Below are 14,250 nucleotides of genomic sequence, written 5' to 3' on the forward strand. Positions count from 1 at the left end.
TTCAGTTTTATTGAAAGCTGATCAGTCTTCGTGATCAATCAGAATGCGACTCGCTGCTCCGTCCATATCCTCATATTGGCCGCTCTTGAGTGTCCAAAGAAACATCACCAGCCACAATCCGCCCAAAAACAGCGCAATAGGTATGAGGAATAATAAGATACTCAACGATTTACAGCCTTCCAAGTGGTTGGCGCGGCCTGTAATTTTTCATCGGCCGCTTTGATTTTCTTTGCTTCTGCTCTGCCTGCTTTTAATCGTAACGCATTACTGATCACAACAATAGAAGAAATTGACATAGCCAGTGCTGCCACCAGCGGTGTGACAAAGCCAAGCACTGCAAATGGTACAGCCAAGAAATTATAACCGATCGAAATGATGAAATTTTGACGGATCAGTTTATTGGCTTCATGTGACACAGCATGTGCAACCGGAACGGCTGCGAGGCTTTCACGCAGGAACACGAAATCGGCAGCGTTACGGCCGATATCCGCCGCAGTGGCTGGTGCCATGGAGACATGGGCTGCAACGAGGGCAGGGGCGTCATTGAGACCATCGCCGACCATCAGCACTTTGCCGCCTTCATTGCTGATTTTTTGCACCAGTTTGGCTTTATCTGCGGGCAGTACTTCGCCCTGAAAGCGCTCAATGCCGAGATATTTGGCAAGAGACTGAACAACGCCGATTTTGTCACCTGACATGATGCCAAGCTTCAGGCCGCTTTTCTTCAGCTTGTTGACCGCTTCCAGTGCATCAGCGCGCGGGCGATCTTCAAAGTTGAAGACTTGTACAATCTCGCCATTGATCGCCAGACATGTTTGCGAGCCATCTGCCGGTGTTGTTGAAACTTCATTAGAAATCCATTCGCGACGGCCAAGCTGATAAGTTGTGCCATCCTTAACAGCTTTGATGCCCGATCCCGGAACTTCTTCAATAAGCTCAAAACGTGTCGTTTGGTTTTGGGCAGCAAATTTTGTAAGTGCGCGCGATAGCGGATGCAGCGAATAAAGCGAAAGCTCTGCCGCCATTTCCAGATGTTCGGCTGGAATTTTATCCAGACCGATCAACCAAGGTTGGCCTAAGGTCAACGTTCCGGTCTTGTCGAAAATCACATGATCAATTTCGGTCATTCGCTCCATGGCAGAACCGTCTTTGATCATGATGCCGTTTTCAAACAAGCGACGTGCAGCGATCACTTGTACAATCGGCACGGAAAGGCCAAGCGCACAAGGACAAGTGATGATGAGGGTAGAAATGCCGATATAAATCGACTTGTACCAGTCACCGCTGATGAACATCCAGATCAGGAAAGCCGAGAAGGCGGTGAGATGGACTGCAGGTGCATAAAGTTCTGCGGCGCGGTCGGCAACACGGCGATAACGGGCACGGCCACCTTCTGCCATATCCATCAGACGTACCATTTCGGCCAGAAAGCTGTTGCTGGCTGAAGCGGTTGCCCGGATCACCAACGGGCCGGTTAGATTGAGCGTACCGGCACGGATATCGGAACCAGGACCAACCGGTACGGCCAGACTTTCACCGGTTGCAATCGAACAATCGAGTTCCGAATAGCCGTCTTCAATTTTCGCATCGACCGGTACGCGTTCGCCAGCTGCCAGAATGATCTGCATATCCGGTTTGATTTCATCAGTCGGCAGATAATTGCGCTCACCATTTTCGCTGACAACAATGGCACCGCGCGCAGCAAATTGCGAAAGGCCACGCACGGCAGAACGAGCCCGTTCGCGCATCACATGGTCAAGGGTTCGACCGATCAGCAGGAAGAACAGCAATGATACGGAAGCATCAAAATATGCATGTTGACCACTATGAATGGTTTCATACAAGCTCATAATGAAAGCAAGCGAGATGGCTACTGAAATCGGAAAGTCCATATTCAGGCGACCGGCCTTCAGACCACGCCATGCGGATTCGTAGAAAATACGACCTGAAAAAATCATGGTCGGCAAAGCAATCAGTGCCGAAATCCAATGGAACAGATCGCGCGTTGCAGCTTCTGCACCCGACCAGACCGACACTGAAAGCAGCATGATGTTACTGCTGGCAAAACCTGCAACGGCAAGCGCAATAATAAGACGGGTCAAAACCTCATCTTTTTCTTTGCCCAACTCAAAAATATGCGCGTCATAGCCGGCCTTGTTGATGATGTCGATCAGGGCCGGCGGGGTCGCGTCTTCATTCCAGCGTACGGTTACCCGTTTGGAAGAGAGATTGACACGGGCATATTTAACCTGTGGTTCTGCATTTAGAGCCTTTTCAACGGTCTGAATGCATAATGCGCAATGAATACCCGGCACTGACAGATCAATTTGACGTAAGCCATCGCCGAGCTTGCGGCTTGCAAGAAGCAGCTCATCAGGTGAGTAAATCTGGCCAGCACTCAGGCTTTGAGCATTCGGGGCGCAACAGCTCATTTATATTCACCATTAACAATGATGAAGCGACGGATTTGGCGATAAGGATCATCCAGACCTGCTTCTGCATTGATTTCAACAATCCATGCGCCTTCGCCCAGCTCAACTTTTGATTTAAAATGCCCATCAGCAATTTTTTCGAGTTCGACAGTGGTGTCGTTCGCATCGCCAACAGGGCGCTTGAAATGTGCAGTGGCATGTGTGGCTTCAACCGCTAGTCCCTCATTGTTGGTCAGTTGATAGCTGAATTCACCGTTTTTATAGTCAAGGATGACTTCCCATTGCAGGGCTGCCTGTTCTTTGCCGGTAATCGCCTTTTCGTTAAACTCCTGACTAGCGACATAGGAGTTCTTGACCACCAGACCACTCCAGCTTCCGATGGCAAAATATGCCATCGTCAGGTTGACGGAAATGATCACGCCGAAGAACAGGCACATGATGCCCAACATGTGCCAACCAGTGAATCCACGGCTTGTCATGCTTTTATCAGTCATCAGTTTTTCTCCGGTGCAATAAAGGTCGCTTTGTAGGTGGCAGTTTCTTTGCCTTCAACATCGCTGACCCGAATGGTGTAAGTGGTTCGGGCATCGGTAATTTCACGTGCCGGTATACTGACGAACAGTCTGAGGGTTTTCAGACGGTCCGGATCTACAGGTATAATATAGTTACCTTCTCCGGTCGGCTCAACGTCTTGCAGTGAAACTGTCGCATTGGGCAAGCCTTCAATCGAGACGCTGAATTCGCGCGGCTGCGGGATCATATTGAGTAGTTTGACAGTATAACCATTGCGGATCGAACCGTCAGACAAGAGAACATATTGCGGGTTTCTATCTTGCAGCACATTCACGCCGATGCGGTCGCGCATGTAAAGAGAGCCAAGCAACATCATGCCGACCAAAGCCCAGATCGTGAAGTAAATCATAGTGCGTGGACGCAGGATTTTTTTCAATGAAATCAGATGAACGGCATCTTTGAACTTGTTTGGTGCTTCATAAACGAGTGCAGGTTCAACCGGCTCGGTGCCGTTGTTGGTCGCAAGGTTCATATTGGCATGATAGTCATTAAGGGTCGCATAAGAAATCAATCCGCGCGGTTTGCCGATTTTATCCATAACCGAGTTACAGGCATCGATGCAAAGCGCACAGGTAATACATTCGAGTTGCTGGCCGTCGCGGATATCAATCCCCATCGGACAAACCGCTACACAAGCGTTGCAATCCACGCAATCACCAACAACCGCGCCCGCCGCAATGGCTTTTTTCGAGCCGCGTGTGCGTGGTTCACCACGCCAGTCATTATAGGTGACCGTCAATGAATTTTCATCGAGCATGGCTGCCTGAATACGTGGCCAAGGGCACATATAGGTACAGACCTGTTCACGCAGTAATCCGCCAAAAACATAAGTGGTTGCGGTGAGAATGGCCACGGTAATATAAGCCACGGGTTCGGCGTAGCCGGTGATGACGTCCATGAACAATGTCGGCGCATCGGCAAAATAGAAAATCCATGCGCCGCCAGTCATGACGGCAATCAGCAGCCATATTCCGTGTTTCAGAACGCGTTTGATGATTTTATTGGTAGTGTACGGGCTGTTGTTGAGCTTGATACGTGCATTACGGTCTCCCTCAATGGCGCGTTCAATCACAAGGAAAAGATCAACCCAGACGGTTTGCGGACAAGTATATCCGCACCATGCGCGTCCTGCTGCCGAAGTCAGCAGGAAGAGCCCGAGCCCCGCCATAATCAGCAATCCGGCAATATAGTAAAATTCTTGTGGCCAGATTTCGATAAAGAAGAAATAGAAGCGGCGATTGGCAATGTCGATCAAAACCGCTTGATCAGGTGCAAATTCACCACGATTCCAACGCAGCCATGGGGTCAGATAATAAATGGAGAGTGTGACAAACATCACGATCCATTTAAAGTTGCGGAATTCACCGACAACACGTTTGGGGAAAATTTTTACACGTGCAGCATAGAGTGCCTGACGGGTTTTAGGCGAGTTGACCGCTTTGGCATCGATCTGTTCGACGTCTGAATGATCTGACATCTTCCACTCCTTTTGAGTATCGCACAGGATTGGGGGGGAGGGTGCGACACCCACATTTCAATATATGTTTGCCTAAATCGTGCCGGGCTTGAGCAAACCGTTAATGACTTAGGAAAGCATATAAAGAAGCAGAGAACCGGAAGGCAGATAACTGCCTTCCGGAATAGTTGTGTTTATTCACCGCCACCAAGGGAGTGAACATAGATTGCCAGCTGTTTGACAGTAGCGTCGCCCAGACGTTCACCCCATGCAGGCATAACGCCGTGCTGCGGATGCTCGACCTGACGCATGATTGCATCTTCGCCCGAACCATAGAGCCAAATCGCATCGGTCAGGTTCGGAGCGCCGAAGTCACGTACACCCTTGGCATCGTCACCATGACAAACGGCACAGTTATCGGCAAAAACTTGTTCGCCGGCCGGAACGAGTGAAGCATCGCGTGGTGTGCCGCTTAAGCTTACTACATAAGCTGCAACATCACGGATTTCTTCAGGTTCTAAGACGTCTGCATAAGCAGGCATCTGCGACATGCGGGTATCATCGTCTTCTTCATTGCGAACGCCATGCTGAATGGTTTCGAGGATATCCTCAAGCGAACCACCCCAGAGCCAGTCATCATCATTCAGATTAGGGAAACCTGGCGCGCCTTGCGCACCTGAACCATGGCACTGAACGCAGTTGACTTTGAACGCAGCCGCGCCGCCTGCAATCGCATATTGACGCAGTGTGTCGTCGGCAACAATTTCATTGACATCTTTGGCTTTAATGGCATCGATAATGTCCTGACGGCTTGCTTCAACCGCAGCATTCTCCTGCCAGAAAGCACCACGGCTCGACCATTCCAGCACACCGCCGGTAGACGATGAGATCAGTGGCCATGCCGGATAGGCAATGACATAGGCAAGTGCCCAGGCAATTGTCGCATACCAGGTCCAAAGCCACCAGCGTGGCATTGGGTTGTCAAGTTCGCGGATGCCGTCCCACTCATGGCCGGTCGTCTCAACGCCGGTGACTTCATCAACTTCTCTTTTAGTCATTTTTATCATCCTTGAACGGGATGTCTTTTATTTCATCAGCTTTTTTCTTGCTGCCGGGGCGAAAGGTGAAGGCAACGACAAAGACAAAGAACAATGCCATTGCCAATAAGCCCCAACTGTCGGCAAATTCGCGTAATGTATTATAATCCATGACTAAACTCCTTATCGCGCCTTAGGCGACTGATCGTAAGTTGAGAAGTCAACCAACGTTCCCAGCATCTGAAGATAGGCAACAAGAGCGTCCATTTCGGTAATCTGTGACGGATTGCCGTCAAAGTCACCGGTCTTGGCTTTAGGGTAACGTGCCAGCAAATCATCTGTATCGGCATCAGGGGTTGCCTGTGCGATCAAATCTGCTTCTGCATTATCCAGCATCTCTTGGCTGTAAGGCACACCAACAGCAATATTTGCCTTTAGATCGGCAGACATATTAGTGACTTTGAGCGGTGTGTCTTTCAGGAACGCATAGCTTGGCATCACGGATTCCGGCACGATTTTACGTGGCTCGATCAAATGCTGCACATGCCATTCGTTCGAATAACGCCCGCCTACACGCGCCAGATCAGGACCTGTACGCTTGGAACCCCACTGGAAAGAATGGTCATACATGCTTTCAGCTGCCAGCGAATAGTGACCATAACGCTCCACCTCATCACGGAACGGCCGGATCATCTGACTGTGGCAGAGATAGCAACCTTCCCGGACGTAAATATTACGTCCGGCAAGTTCGAGCGGTGAATAAGGGCGCATGCCCTCCACCTTCTCGATGGTGTTCTGCAACCAGAACAGCGGGGCGATTTCAACGATACCGCCGATTGTCACCACGAACAACGAGCCGATGAGCAAGAGCGTGGCGTTTTTCTCAATCGCTGAGTGCTTTTTAAGAAATGACATAGATCAACGTTCCTTATTCGGCTGGCTGCATGGCAGGTGCAGGTGTCGAGCCAGGAATGGCTTGTTCGTTTCTGAGTTTGCCGCGGATTGTCATGTAGACGTTCCAGGCCATCAGGATACCACCTGTCAGATACATCACGCCGCCAAGAGTACGCATGACATAATATGGGAACATGGCGATCACTGTTTCGGCGAAAGAGTAAACAAGGAAGCCCTGATCATCATATTCGCGCCACATCAGACCCTGCTGAATACCGGCTACCCACATTGAAGCGGCGTAAAGAACGATACCGAGGGTTGCGAGCCAGAAGTGCCAGTTAACCATACGGATGGAGTAAAGGCGCTCACGTTTCCACAATCTTGGTGTGAGGTAGTAAACAGCACCGAAGGTGATCATACCGTTCCAGCCCAAGGCACCGGCATGAACGTGACCAATGGTCCAGTCTGTGTAGTGCGAGAGGGAGTTGACGGCCTTGATCGACATCAGCGGACCTTCGAAGGTCGCCATACCGTAGAAGGCAATAGCCGCGACCATCATACGGACGATCGGATCAGTGCGAACTTTATCCCACGCACCCGAAAGTGTCATCAGACCGTTGATCATACCACCCCATGAAGGCATCCACAGCATGATCGAGAAGACCATGCCAAGGGTTTGTGCCCAGTCAGGCAAAGCGGTATAATGCAGGTGGTGAGGGCCAGCCCAGATATAAAGGAAGATGATCGACCAGAAGTGCACAATCGACAAACGATAGGAGTAAACCGGACGGTTTACCTGCTTCGGTACGAAATAATACATCATCGCCAGGAAAGGAACGGTCAAGAAGAACGCAACCGCGTTATGACCATACCACCACTGGGTAACGGCATCCTGAACGCCTGAGAAAGCTGAGTAGCTTTTGGTGCCGAGGAATGAAACAGGGATCGCCAGATTGTTGATGATGTGCAACATCGCAATAGTTACGATGAATGATAGATAAAACCAGTTAGCCACATAAATATGTGGTTCTTTACGGCGCAGGACTGTGCCGAGGAAGACAGCGAGATAGGCAACCCAGACAATGGTCAGCCAGATATCGACATACCATTCAGGTTCCGCATATTCGCGGGATTGGGTAATGCCGAGCAGGTAGCCTGTGGCTGCCATGATAAGAAACAGCTGATAACCCCAGAACACAAACCATGCCAGATCGCCGCCGAAAAGACGGGCGCGGCAGGTACGCTGCACAACATAGAATGATGATGCGATCAGAGCATTACCACAGAACGCAAAAATCACTGCTGATGTATGCAGAGGGCGAACACGGCCAAAATTCAGCCATGGTTCAAGGTTTAAACTCGGAAATGCAAGCTGCGCTGCGATGACGACACCGACGAGAAAGCCGACGACACCCCAGAAGACGGTGGCGATAACACCGTAACGGATAGGGCCGTCGAGATAGGTGCTCGGGTCGGTTTCTTTTGGTTTCAGGCTGTAATCTGCATTACGCAAAAGCAGAATAGTGAAAATTGCTATAACAGCAAATGTAATCCACATATGAGTTCTGAAGAGCTCATCATGTGAAAATCCGGCCATCAGCATTGCAGACAATGCCAACAGTCCGGATATGACGGTTCCAGCTGCGTAGTTCATAAAAGTCCCCTCGCGGCGCATGACAAAACACTGCTTTGGTCACCGGAAGACTTTGGGATGCAAGATGCGTCGGTGCCAGAACAGTTATGACTCTGATTTTCTATCTACAATTGTGGAGCCAAGGTCATTGATTTCGATCAATGATACCCACAGCTACAACGCGGACGGAAATTTCCGTATATATCGCAGATTCTTTCAGAATAAGAACTGCTACAGTCTGCCGCAGCTTTTTTACCGCTTTATCAAAATAAGTTGAATGTAATCTATATCTATTAAATGTTGTTGAAAGATTAGTTTAAAAGAATAGTTTGTTATTCAATTTTTAAATTTGCTGTATTGTTGAGATATATTATAATAATTAATTTTTTTTAATGTGTAATTCTTTAATTTTGTCAGGTGCTATTTTTATTTTAGCATGTCGTTATATTCGATTTTCTGGTTTCATCATAATAATTGCTACTAAGTTTGTAGGATTATGATTTAAATTGCAGTGTTGCATATTCATTTATCGCTATGTCTGCGACAATATGTAAGAGGTGTTTTTTTGTGTATAAGCAGCAAAACACAGCTCTCCCGAGTAAAATCAAACAGTTATTAATGGATGATCGGCATTTCCAGCAGAACTTTCACTCCACTCGCCTCACGGTTGATAAAATGCACCGTCGCATGCATGCGCTTGGCAGCAGCCTGCACGATTGCCAGCCCTAATCCGCTGCCGTTTTCAGATTTATAACGCCCGCGAAAAAACCTCTCGCTGATATGCGGTAGCTCGTCTGCTGGAATGCCGGGACCTTCATCCTCGACGATGATCGATACCTTGTCCGCTTCCCTTTTGCAGGAGCAATAGATCTTTGCGCCTTCAGGGGAGTGGTTGACGGCATTTTCCAAAATATTACGCAGAGCCAGTGTGAAGAGTTGCGCATCTTTGATTTTCAAATTTTCGCACGGTTCATCAATTTGGATGATGATTTTTTTAGGCTGTGTTAGCAAACGCAAATCTTGTGCAATCAAATGCATCAGTTTTCCGGCATATTCTTTTGTCGGTTTAACCGGTTCCTCATCGGTTTCCAGTGAAGCCAGATCAAGCAGTTGTTTGACCAGTCTGGTGGTTCGCTCGACACCGGTGGAGATCTGGCGCATTGCATTGTCACGTACGTGCTCATCTTTGCTGTTCATGGCAATATGAGCTTGCGTTTTAAGTCCTGCCAAAGGTGTCTTGAGTTCATGCGCGGCAAAAATCGCAAAGCTTTTTTCACGTTCACGGGCTTCTTCGACACGGTTGAATAGGCCGTTCAGCGCATTAACAGCCGGTGCGATTTCGCTAGGCAGGTTGCTTTCTTCCAGCGGGCTTAAATCGTCGGCTGAGCGTTTTGACAAAGTTGAAGCAAGGGTGCTCAACGGTAATAGACCGCGCCGCACGCTAATCCAGATCAACCCTGCCAGAAACGGGAAAATCAACAGTGCGGGTAATAGCAAACCGGTGATAACATCGCGCACCAAACTGTTACGCACGCTCATATTATCGCCCACCATAATGCGCATGCCAAGCTGGGTGTTTTCAATAGTATAAACGCGCCAAGTGGAACCCGATACAACCGTATTGGAAAAACCGTTGCTGGTTTTAGTCAGCATATCTTTGGGAGCGCTGGCCGAGCGTCCGACCAGATTGCCGTCAAGTGACCAAATCTGGCAGAATAATTGCCGGTCGTAATTTGGAAAATCCGGAATGGGTTTTGGGGTAAATTGCCCGATGCCGCCTTCATCGCCCACTTCAACCCGCCGGTCGGTGAGAAGAGAATTGACCATATGGGCAGATTCCATCAAGCGCGCATCAAGCACTTTTTTCACTTCTGCCTGTGTGCTGAGATAAATCCAGCCGACGGCAAACAACCAGACAAGGCAGGTGGTGCCGATAAGAATGGTAATCAGGCGTTTGCGGATGGAACTCATAGTTCTTGTTCTGACAATCTGTAGCCAAGACCGCGCACGGTCTTGATGAATTTGGCTCCTAATTTGGCACGAAGATGATGGATGTGCACTTCAACGGCATTGCTCTCCACTTCCTCCTGCCAGCCATAAAGCGCTTCCTCAAGCGCTGTTTTGGAAAAGGTTGCATTGGGGCGCTCCATCAATGCGCGTAACACCGCAAATTCGCGGCGGGTGAATTTAAGTAAAATATCTCCGCGGTGAACGGTCATCTGTGCCGGATCAAGCACCACATCCTGCCACTCGATTTTGCCCGATGAGCGGCCATTGCTGCGCCGCGCAATGGCGCGTATACGTGCGGCCAGTTCATCCAGATCAAAAGGCTTGCCGACATAATCATCAGCACCGGCATCTAGACCTGCGATACGGTCGGCAATCTGGTCGCGCGCAGTAAGCAGAAGCACAGGCAGGTCATTTTTGTTGCGTCTGAGCTGCGCCAATATATCCAATCCCGAACCATCCGGCAGCATCAGATCAAGCACCAGTGCATCATAGTTTTGCGAGGCGATGGCGCTATAAGCATCTTCGCAGCTGGCGACTGCATCAACGGTAAAACCGGCAATGTTGAGCCCGACGCTCAAACCGTCCATAAGAATGGGATCATCCTCGACCACCAAGATGCGCATATATAAAACCCGTTACTTTTTAAACTTTTACTATTCCTAATGTTGCAGGCTTATCTTAAGGCTGGCTTAAGGTGTATGTTTCATTGATTGCTCATGGAACCAAATCAATTATTTTATTATTACATGACCGGAGCCGATTTATGAGACTGCTAACAGTGATATTAATGATGTTAATATCATCCGTTATCAATGCAACAGCATCGCCACTGCCGGTGGATGAAGCATTTCGTTTGCAGATATTGAGTGCTGACGATCACAAACTGGTTGTCAGCTGGAATATTCATGATGGCTATTATCTTTATAAAGATCATATTGAAGCAACTGATATACAAGGCAACAAGCTGGTCATTGATGCGCCTGAAGGCATCATGAAAGATGACCCGACCTTTGGCGCGATGCAGGTTTATTTCAATCGCACCACTGTTTCGTTCGATCTGAAAAATGATCAACCGGTGACATTGACTTATCAGGGCTGCCAGAATGACGGTATTTGCTATCGTCCGGAAACCCGCACCATTGATCCGCTAACATTGGCTGCCAGCAATCCGTTTGGTGGAGGTGTCGCGCAATCTTCCTCTTCTGCTGCGGTGCAATGGAAAATGGAAGCGCCTGTAAATAATGCGCCTGTTGTAACCAGTTCAACTGCGCCAGCCTCTGCCTCAACCGATACTTTTCAGATTACCCAAGACAAAGGCATGATCCAGTCATTGCTGGAGCGTGGCGGGACTGGTTTCTTGCTGTTGAGCTTTCTGGCCTTTGGTATTTTGCTGGCATTCACCCCATGTGTTTTTCCGATGTATCCGATCGTGGCAGGTACTTTGGCGCGGGAAGGCGACAAGCTTACCCCAATGCGCGGCTTCTTGCTGACCTCGACTTATGTGGTGGCGCTGGCATTGGGCTTTGCATTGATCGGGGCAGTGGCCGGATGGTCGGGGCAAAATTTGCAAATGGCTTTGCAGTCGCCTTGGCTGGCACTGGCCGTTGCCATAGTCTTCGTCGTTCTGGCGCTTTCAATGTTTGGGCTTTATGAGTTGCAACTCCCAAGCAGCTGGATGAGTGCTGTCAGCCGCCGCACCGGTAGCGGCAAGGGCTCGCTTGGCTCTGCTGCCGTGCTGGGTTTTAGCTCTGTTTTGATTGTCGGGCCTTGTGTCACCGCACCTTTGGCTGGTGCGCTGCTTTATATTGCGCAGACCGCCAATGTAAGTTTGGGCGCTGCGGCACTTTTTGCGCTCGGCCTCGGTAAGGGAATTCCGCTGATCATTCTAGCCACTTTCGGCAGTTCAGTTTTGCCGCGTGCCGGTGGCTGGATGGAAAATGTCAAAACCTTGTTTGGTTTTGGCTTTCTCGCAACATCCATTTGGATGGCGGTACCTTTATTGCCACTGGGCGCTGATCTGTTCTTGTGGGCGATCTTGCTCTTTGCGTTCTCAGCCTATCTGTTTGCCAAAGAATGGCACCGCATTGGTTTCCGTGTGATTGCACGCACGGCTGCAACGACGGCCGTGGTCTATGGTGCCATCCTCATGCTTGGTGCTTCTCTGGGGGGTGTTGATCCGTTGAAACCTTTGGCGCCGCTTGTCGCTTCCGGCGGACAATCAGGTGCCTCTGTTCCGGCATTGCACTTTGCCAATGTCGGTTCATCACAGCAGTTGCAGACCAATTTGCAGCAGGCTAAGCAGGAGCGCCCGACACTGGTATATTTTACCGCCGACTGGTGCGTGGCTTGCCACACAATCGAACGCTCGGTTTTGACCGATATGGCTGTGCGTCGTGGTCTGACCGATTTTGATTTGGTCAAAGTGGATTTGTCCGATGTGACGCCTGAAAATGACAAGCTGATGCGCCAGCTTCGCGTCGCGGGGCCTCCGACAATGATTTTCTTTAATGAGCAATCAAAAGAAGTGGCTGATACGCGTCTGGTTGGTAATGTTACCACATCAACATTGACCAGTTCTGCTGCCAAAGCAGGCGGTGCCTGATATGAATGCTGTGTCGATGGGGCCTTTGGTGATGGATGGCAGCCGCTTTGCAGTGGTGCTGGCAATGGCTGCCTTTTTGATCATCACCGGCGTGATGAGCAGCAAAGTCGATCAGCGCTTTAATCGCTGGTCATGGATTGTACTGATTGGCGCGGTGGTTGGAGCGCGTCTTGGCCATGTTGTTTTAAACTGGGAGAGTTTCTCTCAAGAGCCAATGCGGATTTTTGCGCTTTGGCAGGGTGGCTTTTATTGGCCCGGTGCAGCTGTTGCGATTGTGCTGGCGATTGTGTTTGCATTGCCATCAATGGTCTTGCGCTTTTGGGCACTGGTGCCGGTGGCATGTGCGGTCTTTGTTTGGAATGGTATCGGCATTTTAACTGGTGCAACGCAAGCCATTGCCTTGCCGCCGCAAAGTTTCCAAACTATGCAAGCGCAAGAATTCAGCTTTGGCCAGACGAGTGGCAAACCACTGGTGGTTAATCTCTGGGCAAGCTGGTGCCCGCCATGCCGCCGCGAAATGCCGATGATGGCGGATCTGGCCGCCAATAGTGATCAGGCAGAATTTATCTTTGCCAATCAAGGCGAGGGGCAGGCTGCAATCGAGAAATATTTGCAGCAACATAAGATAGAGTTGCCACAAATTATTATCGATCAGTTTTCTGATCTATCGCGCCATTACGGGGCACCCGGTTTACCTGCAACCCTATTTATCAGTGCCGACGGAATATTAAAATCTGCACATCTTGGCGAAATATCGCGCGAAACATTGCAATCAAATATCAATCGCCTCAGCAACTAAAGCTGAAAATAAGCACAGAATGAAGGACATCACTGTGACAATCACTTCACATATCAAAAACTACACCGGAAATATGGCCGGACGTTTGTTGGTGCTGGGCGTTTTGCCTTTGTTGCTCGCCGCCTGCAACACCACCAAGCCTGCAACCACAGCCGGTGCAACAGTTGCCGTGCCTTTGACGGCACCTGTTACACCGGTTGAAGCTGCCAAGCCTAAGGAAGAGCCGAAAACTGTTGAATTAAGCGGTTATGAGAAAATGTATGCGGCCGTTAACGACAATGGCAAAATCATTCCGGCGATTGATGTTTTCAAGGTTGAAAAGCGCAATCTGCGTCAGGAGGTTAATTATAAAACCTCGCATCCGGTTGGTACAGTGATTGTCGATCCTTACAAACGGCATCTTTATCTGGTGATGCCGAATGATCGCGCCATGCGTTATGCCGTCGGTGTGGGGCGCGCAGGTTTAGCATTTTCCGGCACAGCAGATATTGCGCGCAAAGCCTCATGGCCGCGCTGGACGCCAACACAAAATATGATCAAGCGTAATCCTGAACATTACGCAAAATATGCCAGCGGGTTGGAAGGTGGCGTCAGCAATCCACTTGGTGCGCGTGCCCTTTATTTGCACCGCAACGGGCAAGATACACTTTATCGCATCCATGGCACGAACCAGCCATGGACAGTCGGCAAGGCTGCATCATCCGGCTGTATCCGCCTGTTCAACCAAGATATTCTTGATCTGCACAAGCGCGTACCGGCAGGCTCCAAAGTGGTGGTGCTGAACCAGCAGGAATCCGGAAAAGGAGAATTTTGA

The 14,250-nt window shown here is 49.6% G+C and carries 13 protein-coding genes; 3 read left to right on the forward strand and 10 right to left on the reverse strand.

Features of this window, described 5'->3' with window-relative positions:
* Positions 1-21 precede the first annotated feature (21 nt).
* From ccoS to JNC77_RS04245, 10 genes are all read right to left on the reverse strand, one after another.
* Positions 22-165 carry a cbb3-type cytochrome oxidase assembly protein CcoS gene (gene ccoS, locus JNC77_RS04200; RefSeq protein ID WP_374829719.1) on the reverse strand — a complete coding sequence of 48 codons (144 nt, stop codon included), beginning with the start codon at positions 163-165 and terminating at the stop codon, positions 22-24.
* On the reverse strand, positions 162-2,432 hold the full coding sequence (locus JNC77_RS04205; RefSeq protein ID WP_374829721.1) for a cation-translocating P-type ATPase: 2,271 nt from the start codon (positions 2,430-2,432) through the stop codon (positions 162-164). Before JNC77_RS04205 ends, ccoS begins: the two co-directional genes overlap by 4 nt.
* Complete coding sequence (locus tag JNC77_RS04210; protein ID WP_374829723.1) at positions 2,429-2,926, reverse strand: FixH family protein; 498 nt, start codon at positions 2,924-2,926, stop codon at positions 2,429-2,431. Before JNC77_RS04210 ends, JNC77_RS04205 begins: the two co-directional genes overlap by 4 nt.
* Positions 2,926-4,482: a cytochrome c oxidase accessory protein CcoG gene (gene ccoG / locus JNC77_RS04215; RefSeq protein ID WP_374829725.1), complete on the reverse strand. Its 1,557-nt coding sequence runs from the start codon at positions 4,480-4,482 to the stop codon at positions 2,926-2,928. Before ccoG ends, JNC77_RS04210 begins: the two co-directional genes overlap by 1 nt.
* A 173-nt stretch (positions 4,483-4,655) precedes the next feature.
* Entirely contained in the window at positions 4,656-5,519 is an 864-nt protein-coding gene (gene ccoP, locus JNC77_RS04220) for a cytochrome-c oxidase, cbb3-type subunit III (RefSeq protein ID WP_374829727.1), read from the reverse strand.
* Positions 5,512-5,670 (reverse strand): cbb3-type cytochrome c oxidase subunit 3, encoded by a 159-nt coding sequence (locus JNC77_RS04225; protein WP_374829729.1) that lies wholly within the window; start codon positions 5,668-5,670, stop codon positions 5,512-5,514. The genes ccoP and JNC77_RS04225 overlap by 8 nt, the downstream gene beginning before the upstream one ends.
* 11 nt (positions 5,671-5,681) lie before the next feature.
* Positions 5,682-6,413, reverse strand: a complete 732-nt coding sequence (gene ccoO / locus JNC77_RS04230) for a cytochrome-c oxidase, cbb3-type subunit II (RefSeq protein ID WP_374829731.1) — start codon at positions 6,411-6,413, stop codon at positions 5,682-5,684.
* A gap of 13 nt (positions 6,414-6,426) precedes the next feature.
* On the reverse strand, positions 6,427-8,046 hold the full coding sequence (ccoN, locus tag JNC77_RS04235) for a cytochrome-c oxidase, cbb3-type subunit I (RefSeq protein WP_374829733.1): 1,620 nt from the start codon (positions 8,044-8,046) through the stop codon (positions 6,427-6,429).
* 594 nt (positions 8,047-8,640) lie between these two features.
* Positions 8,641-9,996, reverse strand: a complete 1,356-nt coding sequence (locus tag JNC77_RS04240) for an ATP-binding protein (RefSeq protein WP_374829735.1) — start codon at positions 9,994-9,996, stop codon at positions 8,641-8,643.
* A complete protein-coding gene (locus tag JNC77_RS04245) occupies positions 9,993-10,658 on the reverse strand; it encodes a response regulator (protein ID WP_374829737.1) in 666 nt (221 codons plus the stop codon). The genes JNC77_RS04240 and JNC77_RS04245 overlap by 4 nt, the downstream gene beginning before the upstream one ends.
* 140 nt (positions 10,659-10,798) lie before the next feature.
* On the opposite strand from JNC77_RS04245, the gene dsbD reads away from it, so the two are divergent.
* Genes dsbD through JNC77_RS04260 form a run of 3 tightly spaced genes read left to right on the forward strand, consistent with a single transcriptional unit; the run spans position 10,799 to position 14,250 of the window.
* Positions 10,799-12,637: a protein-disulfide reductase DsbD gene (gene dsbD, locus JNC77_RS04250; RefSeq protein ID WP_374829739.1), complete on the forward strand. Its 1,839-nt coding sequence runs from the start codon at positions 10,799-10,801 to the stop codon at positions 12,635-12,637.
* A 1-nt stretch (position 12,638) separates the two neighbouring features.
* Positions 12,639-13,436 (forward strand): prolipoprotein diacylglyceryl transferase family protein, encoded by a 798-nt coding sequence (locus JNC77_RS04255; RefSeq protein WP_374829741.1) that lies wholly within the window; start codon positions 12,639-12,641, stop codon positions 13,434-13,436.
* A 34-nt stretch (positions 13,437-13,470) separates the two neighbouring features.
* On the forward strand, positions 13,471-14,250 hold the full coding sequence (locus tag JNC77_RS04260) for a L,D-transpeptidase (RefSeq protein ID WP_374829743.1): 780 nt from the start codon (positions 13,471-13,473) through the stop codon (positions 14,248-14,250).

The sequence above is a fragment of the Paenochrobactrum pullorum genome (assembly GCF_041929845.1).
In the GTDB taxonomy this organism is placed as follows: domain Bacteria; phylum Pseudomonadota; class Alphaproteobacteria; order Rhizobiales; family Rhizobiaceae; genus Paenochrobactrum; species Paenochrobactrum pullorum.